This is a genomic window from Phycisphaerae bacterium (assembly GCA_041652575.1).
Taxonomy (GTDB): Bacteria; Planctomycetota; Phycisphaerae; order Sedimentisphaerales; family UBA12454; genus UBA12454.
On record JBAZHC010000004.1, the window covers coordinates 1 to 11614 of the forward strand.

Below are 11614 nucleotides of genomic sequence, written 5' to 3' on the forward strand. Positions count from 1 at the left end.
TATGATGATTACCAGCAGATATTCGATGCTGCTTCGATGGCATGGAACAAAATCTCATCAAATCAATTCCAAACAATCTGCAATGCCACGTGGTTAAAGCACGAAAATTAAATGGAAAGCGTATTAGACCTGCTTAGTGAGTTTATAAAGAAGGCGGTAGATAAGAATATCGAGAAGAATGGATGAGGAAAATTTGTGGGCAGGTCAGAGAAGTTATTAATGTTAAATAAAATTATATAGATTAACTATTCACAACCTTTCAACTGGTCATTCCATCCAATTCGCTGCCATTTGTGAAAAGTCAATAAAGGTATAATCGTTGAGCCAGTCTTCAGCCAATATCTTTAAATCATTCATATCAACGTGACAGTCCTGGCTAATATCGCCGGCTAAATTACACCTGAACAATTTGTTAACAGGTATTTGCTTTTTGGGGATACTCAAATTTGAATAGCTCACAACTAAATCCCGCAGACCATCGCTATTAAAATAAGTAACAACAATCGTGTGTCTGCCCGCCAGAAGATATTTATAGCCGCTTCTTTCCTGAACCGAATGCTGACCATCGTTGTTAACAACAAGAACGCCATCGACATATAACTTACTGCCATCATCCGAATAGGTATAAAAAGTATAACCGGCATTTGACACCACATCGAGATAGCCTGTAAAACGAAAGGCAAAATTGTCGTCTCGCTGGCGCAGGCCTATGTCAAAGTTATGTGCCGTCCCGACAACTGTCGGCGTAAGCAAATCAAAATCCGGCAGTGAAGTCCACGTACCTTCGTAATACTCGTAATTCAGGCCGTTATCTGCTCTCGTCGCCCAGCCGATACTCTCGAGCATTGGCGATATTTCCGGGTTGGACATAAACAGATTCCAGCAAAGGCCGGTTCGATAGTTTTCAATCATGGGAACAATTGTTCCCTGGTCGATTGCTAAATAATCATCGGCGAACCAATTCGGGTCAGTATCAAGATTGAACGCGTCATAGAAGCCGAGCGACCCCCATAACTGACTGCCGTAAGTATAATAAAAATGCTTCAATGTCGCGATTGATTCTGAAGGGGTGTACGGCATTGAGCTTATTGCAGCGGTCGGAGTAATAGTGCCGTTATCGGAAGCTCCCGGAGCGTGAGCAACATAACCCCATGGACTATAACTGGCCGTTAATCCCCATACTAAATCGCTATAACCTGAAAAACCTTTAGGATTAGCAATGCAATAAGCACGGTCTATCAAAGCAATATTTCGGCTGTTCTCGAAGTAGTTACAGTAATTATCGTTTTTATTACGAGGGTCGAAACCGAGAAACGGATAATGAGTCCAGAACATCGGCGTTTCGAACCCGCTTACCCATTGAATATAATTATAATATCTATTGCCGTTTTTATAACCGCCGCTGTCGCCAAAGCCGTCATAATAACAACTTGCCGGTATAGAATGAGTCGGCGAAGCTATCGCTAAAATGTAGGCATTCATAGATTCACAACCGCCAAAGGCAAAACTATACTGCCAGCTTGAATCCGGCGACCATAACCACCACAGATGTTTGCCGTCAGTATCAGACGCTCTGCGGTACCAATCCCACTCCACATCCTCATAAAGCTGCGTCGCACGGCTGCGAATTTCATTTTCCACAGGGGTGTTGGCGTCAAAGTACTGGCGACAGGTAAGAATGCCGACTATCATATCGGCAGTTTCGATGATATCGCCGGCTATAATAGGGTCGCCATTCGCATCATAATCGGCGGCTTTAGTCGCACCTGTTGTTCCATCCATCCAGTGTGACCAGACGCCATGATAACGCGGCGCAACATCCTGAAGAAAAGTAAGCACCGTCAAAACCCTCTGGGACGCCTGCGCTCTTGTAATAAATCCCCGCTCTGCACCGACTACAATAGTCATCAGCCCCATACCTGAACCGCCCGTAGTAACAGTCTGGCGGTCATATAACGCAAATCTTTCTCTTGCCATTCCGCTTACAGGATGAGCGAAATCCCAGAAATATCTGAATGTCGCCTGCTGAATCGAAGTCAAAAGCTGCTCGTCAGTCATTGCGTAAGGAGTTGCTGTTACTTTACTCGAAGCTTCGCCTTCTGTTCCGTTTATAACCGGTTTGACGTAATACCAGTAAGGTCTGACATTATCGCCGATAAAATTACTATAAACAGATACGGTGTGAACTGAACTGTTTAATTTTTCGTAGGTTCCATTTTCATATCTGCTGCGATAGATATTATACCCATCCAGACCTGAAACCGTAACCGGGGTCCATGTTAAATCTATTCTGCAATCGTGGCCTGAAGCCGCCAGGCCGACAATCAGACTTTGCGCACAAAGGGGTGAAATAACAAATAATACAGCAAACAAAATTATTGAAAGGGGTTTTCGCATTTTATCCTATTATACAAAAAACAAGGGCGCTTAGTCAAATAATCCAAGCGCCCTTTTAAATCACGCAAACTTAATTATTGACAATTTGAATTAGCAACATCGTTGCATTTGAGCCAGTTTTCGGCCATTTGAGCAAAATCTGCAAAGTCGATATAACAATCTTTGTTTATATCTCCGACCAGATATGTCGTGCCGCAGCTATGACTTCCGCCATCAGCTATAAACTGTTCGAGGACCTTATCAGCAGGCAGACCTATTTCATAAAGCCGTACTTCATCGATAAGGCCGTTGAATTCTCGCTGGCCATCGAACTGTTCATCGGAACCAATGCGAACGTTGTAATTATTGAGGTCTATTAAAGCTCCTTCCGGAATTTCTCGAGAAGCTGCCAAAATACCGTCAACATAAACACATTCACTTAAACCATCAAAAGTTCCGACAACCTGATGCCACTGGTTATCCCCTACGGGACCAGTGCTGCCGGAAACAACAGGACCGATGCCGTTAAGAATGAGACTAATGTTATCATCCGGGGTCGGATCGGAGTTCCTGAGCAATCTCCAGCTCGAATCGCCTTTATTGACAATCGCCTGCCACCATTTATCGAAGGTGCCTTTTACCCATGCAGAGACCGTAATCTCATCTCTCAGGTCAGCCCATGTCGGCGGTTCGTGAGTTGTACTTCCGCCGCCGCAATCGATATAATCGCCGTCACCATCAAGAAGAATAGCACCGTTTACCTTACCTGCGGCCCATGTTGCATTACCGACAAGAGTACCATTATGACCGCCTACGCTGTCAACCGCTGTGGTGCCGGATGTCTCATCAAGAGCCCAATGCGCCACAAGACCGGTATAACCTTCGGCATAGACTTTTACCAAAACAGTATCATTGGCATCTTTATCGCTATCATCGACAGTAAGCCGCAATACATAATCCCCTGCTGTATTGAATATAACATCAGGATTCTCAACTGTATTGCTCGGACTGAATGCCGGGGTCGCAGGACCACTGACAACTGTCCATTCGTACGTCAAAGAAGCCGGAGGACTTGGCAAACCATCGTCAGTAACAGTTACATCCATTGCTGCCGTAGCAGTGCCTGAAGAGAGCCAAACCGCCTGCTTTAGACCTGCATCGACTGTCGGCGGAGCATTTTGCGTATTAAAGGTCCAGGTATAGCCTTCGGTTTTGATTTCCGGGCCTGAACCATCCGGGTCGTAACAATCGACTTTCCAATAATAATTCTTATTCCCATCAAGAGCCCCGACAACTACAGAATCGGCATCCTGCTTGTCGAGTATCTTTGTATTTGTTCCGGGCATATTGCCGTCTGCGCCAAACCATACATCGCAAAGGATCGTATCGCCGGTTTGACGTGGAGCGGGACGAGTCCAGCTAAGAGTTGTGGAAACAGTCGGGTCAACCGTACTGTTATTTGCCGGGCTTGGGTCTTCAGCGGCATAAGCAAGACCGACATATGCTTCATCCCAACTAACAACACCGCCGGTGCTCGAACCTCCATTGCCGACCAGGTGCAGAAAAACTCTACAACGGGTGGCGGGTATCGGCGCCACAACATTAGCCGAGATAACTTTCCATGTATCATACGGATCGATTGGTACATCTATATCCATAGCGCCATAAAAACGTCCAATTTCTTCGGCATATATCAAATAATTATCAACGTCATACCACTCAACCTGAAAAACGCCATCCATGCCGTGAAGACCATGGTTATCGCTCACAGGAGAATAAGTACTGACGCTGAAAGTGTACTCCCGGTCCTCAGTAACTGCAAAGTCCTGAATTATACCGGGTGCATCCGACCAAATCAGCATGGCTCTCGTATCAATGTACGCACCGGCATTATTGTGAATCCAGCCGTCTGTACCCCAGAATACCCAGCCGGGAATTGTAAATCCCGGATCGCCGAACCAGCCGATATTACCACCCTCAAAGCCGGGATTCTGCAAATCATTGGCAAGAATATTACTGCTGCCAATCAGGCTTATAATTAAAGCCGTTAATAATAGAAAATTTTTCTTCATAACGTCCATCCTTTCGAAACAACTTATTTTCTTCGCCTGATGAAGAACAAACCGCCAAGTCCCAGCAAGGCCATTGTAGCCGGCTCAGGAACGAGAACTACAGAAGCATTATCGAAACAAACTGAACCGCCGGTATATCCCCAGTCTGCTCCAACTCCATCATGAGTGAGCTGGAAATATATTTTCCCATGCGCTGCGCCTTCAGGTGCAACCGCCGTACCGGAGATAAGTTTCCATGTATCAGTACCGTCTCCGGGGTTTGATTCACTTTTTGCGCCTATGAACCGGCCGATTTCAGAGGAGCCAATCGTTGCCCAATTCTCGGCTGTCCACTCAGCTTTGACCATCAAATCCCAACCTCTGAGTTTGTCAGCAGCTTTGGTAATTGCGGAAACACTGAATTCATATTCCTGTCCCACTACTACACCAAAAACATCCTGATACATACCAACAGAATCCCACCAAACAAGCATACCCTTACTGTCCATTACATAACCTGCATCATTCATATGCCAGCCATCGGTTCCCCAGTAAGTCCAGCCGGGAATAGACGGGCTGTCGCCAAGCCAGGCACAGTCACCATCTTCAAAGCCGCCGTTGGTCAGCAGATTCGCCTGAGCAGTTCCACACAGAACAAGGCCCAGACATACACATAAAACATACTTAGTTAACTTCGACATTTCTTTTCCTCCTAATCTTAAAAAATCTTAACTTTCTCTTTAACAACCAAATACCAGATTTTGGTACTTTTGTCCGATAATGTCATAACGTTTTCACATCTTAATTCTAATCCCATTTCATATCTTAAAGAACACCATTTTGCGGATGTCTTCAACCATTTTGCGACCAATAACTTACAATCTTTAATACCTTTCGAGATTCATAGGATTAAACTTGTTTTTTGCAATAATATACCAGGCACAAACGGAGATAAAACCCCTGTCGCTGCGGACCCAGTTATAACCGCCGGTTTTATTAGCTGTATAAGGCAATGCGTGAGTTTTTACGCCATTTATTGTCTGGTTTATCATAAAATTGTCCATCTGGTCGGCATAGAAATAGCCTCTCGTTCTATCGCCATACGCGATATAAGCACAGGCAATATGTCCGGTGCCATCAAGCCAGACATTATCGATTTCGATATTCGGGCAATGATAAAACCCCATAGCCTCTTTGCCGTTGAAGGTCAGAATCTTTCGATATCTTAAATCATAATCGGGAATATTGAGCAGGTCGGCATCTTTGCCATAGGCAAGAACCCGCCAGGTATATAAATCAAGCGGTAAATCTTTCTTGTCTTTAAGCTGCATATCCAGCCATTGTTTAATCTTTTCAGCAATCTGCAAATCGCCGGTAAGTTTGAAAAGAGCGAAGCAGTCGATATTGCCTTCGTGATGGCCGCCGTCTTCGTGGAGTCTGATATCGCCTTTTCTCCAGCCTGACTGGATAAAGCCTCCGCCTGCCGGGTCATCTTTATACCAGGAAATAAGCAGATTTTTTATAAGAGACGTAATTTCATCGTATCTGTGAGAATTATATTCTTTTTCATAACACTTATACGCGAACATCAGCCATGCCATATCTCCCATCCAGCGGTCGGACTTGCCGGTATGATGCCAGGCTTTTGCTTTTACATTGCCTGAATGTAATTCGCCGTCGCTTGGTCCGTTGTAGTCTCTGATTGAAACCCACTGGAAAAATCCGCGAGCCTGGCCGTTGTAATAAAAGTTTTGAAGTGTCGGGTCAGTATTGCTCTTGTCGGTTGCTTTGGCATAGAAATCCAGTATCCGCTCTGCTCGCTCTCTTTCGCCATGGAGCATAAACGCCATCGCGACCAGTGAATTATTAAATGTCTGCGCCTCGATGTCTTCAAGCCCCATAGAAGGAAGAAGCTGCTTTTCATTTGAGCCGGCATCCTGCAGTTGTTTGAGATATTCCAAAACAAGTTTATCTTCAGGCTGCATCTGCTCATGTCTTCTCTGTGCAAGTCCGAAACCTTCCAGTTCTCTATTTGGGTCAAGCACCGCTCCTGCCAGATAAAAACTCGATTTATCATTAGCTGAACCGAATTTTACATCTTTAATCCAGACCGTACCGCTTCCGCCGCCGGAAACTGCGAGATTAAAACCGGCAAGAGTGTCAAAGGATGAATCTTTGCCGCCCCAGCCGTATTCTGTCGAACTGAGTCTGAGAACAAGTTTTGTCCAGTCTTTGTATTTATCTTTCAGGCTGATTTTGCGCCAAAAGATTGTACCGTCTTTGTCGATGAATTTTATTTCAAGAAAAGCATCCGAATCGGCTTTGACATCAAAGACGACAGGAATATCAGCGGCAGGAAAATCAGAGCAGGCCGTTTCAATCATTACCCAGTCTTCGGGAGCCTTCATATTGTATTCGATTGTCAGCGTGTTGTCTGCCTGACTGAAATTTATACTGCTGCCGCTGCTCTGTGAAGTATGCCACGAATCAAAGCCAGCACCAAAGGTAGTGATACTCAAGCTCAAAACAATCAACAATATTTCGATATTAACAAATTTCATCATTTTTGCTGTCCTGTTGCTAAATAATAACTTTTGCTTGATGAGCGGTTTTTAAGGTCAACATTATCATAAGCTTTCCGCTCGTCCACATGACCATCAACGAAAAGTATATTACTGACACCTTTGTTCAACTTTGAATCGGATGCTTTGTGAAAAGTAGCAATACTATCAGACCTGGTGCCATACATAGCTGTTCCAAAATACATATCATTCCATGCGTGTTCGCTCACCTGGATTCCATCCCTGGTCCTGGTTATAGTCCATATATTCTCTTCGGTCATAAAAAGTGTCGCATAAGGATGTTTCACATCTGTTAGCTTAGGCATCTGCAATTTACCATTTTGGGCCACCAAATTTTCTACTTCGTCTCCTGCGCTAAGAAATCCGTTCATACTATAAGAAAGCCGCGGTCTAATAGGAAGAGTTCTGCAAAGAGCTACATCAGCTCCTATACTGGTTAAATAATCTTCATGAAGACTTCTTTTGCTTCTCGTTATTGTCGAAAAAGTTGGACAGATATGCACACCCTTGGCTAACAAGTAAGGCCAGAAAGGTCCCTGCGGTTCAACACCGGAATCATGCCAGCGACATTCTTTGGGATGCTGCGATAGATATGCAGTCGTAAAAGTTGCTCTACCGTCGATACAAATAATAGGATGAGGAAACGCATTGTTGTTTGCCTGGAGGTACATAGCGCCAGCCAGACCGTAATTCCGTAAATTGCTTTTACATACGATGCAATTAGCCTGTTCCTTCGCTTTTCGCAATGTGGGTATTAAAACCGCAAGCAGCAAGGCGATGATGGAAATAACCACCAGCAGTTCAACTAATGTAAATCCCTTTTTATTTTTCATAATATCACCTGTCAATTATTGCATCCAATTTTCTGCCATTTTTGAAAAATCAACAAAACTATAATTATTAAGCCAATTCGCAGTCAACATCTTTAAATCATACATATCGATGCGGCAGTCCTGATTAAAATCGCCGGCTAAATTGCACCTGAACAATACATTTACAGGAACCCGCTTTTTGGATATGTCCGGCCCTTCATAACTTACCGACAATTCTTCTGAGCCGTCTTTCTCAAAACAGGTAACCGTAATAGAATGTTTACCGGCCAAAAGATAAATATAGCCGCTTTGTTCCTGCATCCCGTGCAGGCCGTCATTACTAACAACAAGATTTTCGTCTATATATAATTTGCTGCCGTCATCTGAACTTGTATAAAAAGTATAGCCGCCATTGGCCGGCACTTCTATGAAACCTGTGAAACGAAACGCGAAATTATCGTCCTGTTGACGCAGCCCGATATCAAAGTTATCAGCCCTGCCTTTAGCTATCGGAGTCAGCGAATCGAAATCGGGCAGAAAATCCCATGTGCCCTGGTAGTATTCGTAATTCAGGCCGTTATCCGCTCTTGTCGCCCAGCCGATATTTTCGAGCATTTGAGGAATTTCTGCATTCGACATAAATAAATTCCAGCAGAGACCTGTGCGGTAATTTTCAATCATAACTATAATCGGTCCCTGGTCGATTGAGATATAGCCGCGGGGATACCAGTTCTCCGTCGGATTAAAGGCGTCAACAAAACCAAAGGCATTCCACACTTTGCTTCCATAATTATGATAGAAATATTTCATAGTTGCGATTGATTCGGCAGGCGTGTAAGGCGTCGAACTCAAAGCGGCAGTCGGAGAAATAGTGCCGTTGTCAGCGGCACCGGGCGCGTGAGCTCCATAACCCCACGGATTCCAGCTTGCCGTCAGACCCCAGACCATTTCATTGTAGTCAGCAAAACCTTTAGGATTGTCGCTGCAATATGCACGGTCGATAAGAGAGATGCTTCTGCTGTTATCGAAGTAATTGCAGAAGTTGTCATACTTATTGCGAGGGTCAAATCCGAGATGAGTATAATGAACGAAGAACATCGGCGAATCAAATCCGCCTGCCCATTGTTTAATGCCGTAATAAGTATTGCCGTTTCTGTACCATCCGCCTGCCCAGCCGTTGTAATAACAGGACGCCGGTATCGGATGAGTCGGCGAAGCAATAGCCAACAGATATGTAATCATACATTCATTATAGCCGTAAATAGGCATATTCATAATCCAGCCGTAATTGGACGACCAGTGCCAGAAAAGCGATTCGTTATTTTCGTATCCGGATTCTGAACGGCGAAGGAACCAATACCAATCAATTTCTTCCCATAAAGTCGTGGCCTTACTGCGAATCGCCGTCTCTACAGGGTCGTTAGAATCAAAATACTGCCGAACTGTGAGAAGTCCCTGTGCCACATAAGAAGTTTCAACAAGGTCTGCTCCGTCATCATATTGATTAATGACCGGAAGAGCCTGGCCGGTAGTGCCGTCGGCAAAATGCGACCACGCCCCATGGAAACGAACAGCTTTATCCTGAAGGAAAGTCAGGATTTTCAAAATTCGTTTTGCGGCGTCTTCTCTGCCGACAAATTCGCGTTCGGCGCCGACACAAATCGCCATTAAACCCATACCGGTACCACCGATGGCGCAGGTATTGGTAACATCGCCGGGATTATAGTAATCTCTTGTCAATCCGCCAACCGGATGTGCAAAATCCCAGAAATATCTGAATGTCGCCTGCTCTACAGAATTCAAAAGCTGCTCGTCCGTCATAGCGAAAGTCGCAGCAGTAACAACTTCAGAGCCGGAAGATTCCTGACTATCGACAATCGAAGTTACATAATAATATTTCGTTTGACCATTTGTCCCGATAAAATCGCTATAGGCACTTAAGTCATAAACAGAAGCGTTCATCTTTGCGAAAGGACCGGTTGCAGAATTACTGCGATATATATTGTAACTCTGTGCTCCTGCAATAGGATTCCAGCATAAATCTATCCTGCTGTCATGGCCGACGGCGGAAACCTGCGGAATATTATTAACAAGCCTTATGTTGTCAACGTATATTGTGCCGCTGCTGCCGCCGTAATTTTCAAAAACAAGAGCAGATATATAATTTAATAATCCGGGATTAAATGAGCTTACATTCATTTCAATAGTAAACCACTTGTTATTTTCAGTCGGAACGATATTGCCGCCGGCCCAGTTGCCGGGCAGCCAGTTATTGCTCCAGATTCCTATAATGCCGCCTGACTGAAATAAAGCCGCTCCGTCAGGTATAAACACGTCGACAAGAACTTTGTTAAAACCTGCCAAATCATAGTCCAGGCCGTATTGGGATATTTCTACTTTATAATCGCTTTGTCCTGTCCATTGAAGTTTGAGCACATATTGTCCGTCCGTGGCAAATGGTACACTTTCGACTCCGCCGAGAACTTTTTCTATGGTCTGGATGTCCGGCGATGAAACAATAAGGTTTGTTTCTGACGGTTCATAACTGACAATGGCAACCTCAGAGGCCGATACCATCGCGACAGCCGTTAACATAACCACAGCAAACAGATATTTTTTCATTAAACGGTACACAAATTTTTCTTTCTGTACTCAACCGGGCTGATACCTTCAATATCCCTGAAATACCGCCCGATATGATTTACATCCACAAAACCCAGCTTTGCCGCAATTTCCGAAATACTATCCGATGTTTCCAGAAGCATTTTTGTAATTAACTGCACCCTGGCCAATTTAATTTCCTGATGAATAGAACTGTTCAGACGTTTCTTAAATCTTCTTTCAAGCTCTCTTCTGGAGACCGAAACCGATTCAGCGACATCGTTTACCTGAATCTGTATTTTTACGTTGTTCCTTATAAAATCGAGGGCCTTTGCCACTATAATGTCGGACACGGCGAGAACGTTTGTCGACTGACGCGGCACTATGTGAGTAGGCTCTACTATTACTTTTTCATATCCGCAACATACACCTTTCCGCATCATCCGGTCCAGAATTCTGGCAGCTTCGAAGCCCGCCTTAACGGTATTCAGAGCGATACTCGAAAGCGGCGGCATCGCAAGCTCGCAGTTTGCAATATCATTATCCACACCAAGCACAGCAACCTGACCGGGAACATCAACTCCCAAAGCCTTGCAGGCTTCCAAAACCGCAAATCCCCTGTCGTCGTTACTTGCCATTATTCCGATTGGTTTCGGCAGCGATTCAATCCACTGTGCCATTGTTGTTAATTCTCTTGCAAAATCAGTCTTTGATTTGTCCGGGCAGGAGTAATAATTGACATTAAAACCGGCATCCTGAATAGCCATAGTAAAACTTTCCGCTCTTTCACACGACCAGACAGCGTGATTGGTTCCGCAGAACCCAAAATCCTTAAATCCTAAAGAGAGAAGATACTCAGCCGCCATTTGTCCCATTTTTTCGAAATTTCCTATAACGTTTATACGACCGTCGCAAACACTGCCCGAACCTAAAACAATACACGGCAGAAAATCCGGTATTTTCTCCAGAACTCTTCCATTTTTTGAAATACGCACAACTATGCCGTCAGGCTTAATTTTTTCGATATCGGACAAAGACTTGAAGACATCGTCAGTCTCATGGAAAAGCAGCCATGGGCCGTTCTGCTTGGCATATTGGGAAATGCCTTTCAGAAGTTCTCTGTCGTAAGCACGATAGCTTTCAATTGCCAGAATTATTTTCGGTAAATTGCTCATATCAAAATTTCTACATA

Annotated in this window: 7 protein-coding genes; all 7 read right to left on the minus strand. The window is 44.4% G+C overall.

The window, feature by feature from the left end:
- Positions 1–267: 267 nt before the first annotated feature.
- Positions 268–2397, minus strand: a complete 2130-nt coding sequence (locus WC496_04015) for a glucoamylase family protein (GenBank protein MFA5292182.1) — start codon at positions 2395–2397, stop codon at positions 268–270.
- Between the two features lie 74 nt (positions 2398–2471).
- Positions 2472–4448, minus strand: a complete 1977-nt coding sequence (locus WC496_04020) for a LamG-like jellyroll fold domain-containing protein (protein MFA5292183.1) — start codon at positions 4446–4448, stop codon at positions 2472–2474.
- 23 nt (positions 4449–4471) lie between these two features.
- Positions 4472–5128, minus strand: coding sequence for a PEP-CTERM sorting domain-containing protein (locus WC496_04025; protein MFA5292184.1), 657 nt, complete (start codon positions 5126–5128; stop codon positions 4472–4474).
- 183 nt (positions 5129–5311) lie between these two features.
- Positions 5312–6991, minus strand: coding sequence for a hypothetical protein (locus tag WC496_04030; protein ID MFA5292185.1), 1680 nt, complete (start codon positions 6989–6991; stop codon positions 5312–5314).
- The gene (locus WC496_04035; GenBank protein MFA5292186.1) at positions 6988–7842 is read right to left on the minus strand and encodes a type II secretion system protein; all 855 of its coding nucleotides are present in this window, start codon (positions 7840–7842) and stop codon (positions 6988–6990) included. Before WC496_04035 ends, WC496_04030 begins: the two co-directional genes overlap by 4 nt.
- A 15-nt stretch (positions 7843–7857) precedes the next feature.
- The gene (locus WC496_04040) at positions 7858–10443 is read right to left on the minus strand and encodes a glucoamylase family protein (protein ID MFA5292187.1); all 2586 of its coding nucleotides are present in this window, start codon (positions 10441–10443) and stop codon (positions 7858–7860) included.
- Complete coding sequence (locus WC496_04045; protein MFA5292188.1) at positions 10443–11597, minus strand: DNA-binding transcriptional regulator; 1155 nt, start codon at positions 11595–11597, stop codon at positions 10443–10445. The genes WC496_04040 and WC496_04045 overlap by 1 nt, the downstream gene beginning before the upstream one ends.
- Between the last annotated feature and the right edge of the window lie 17 nt (positions 11598–11614).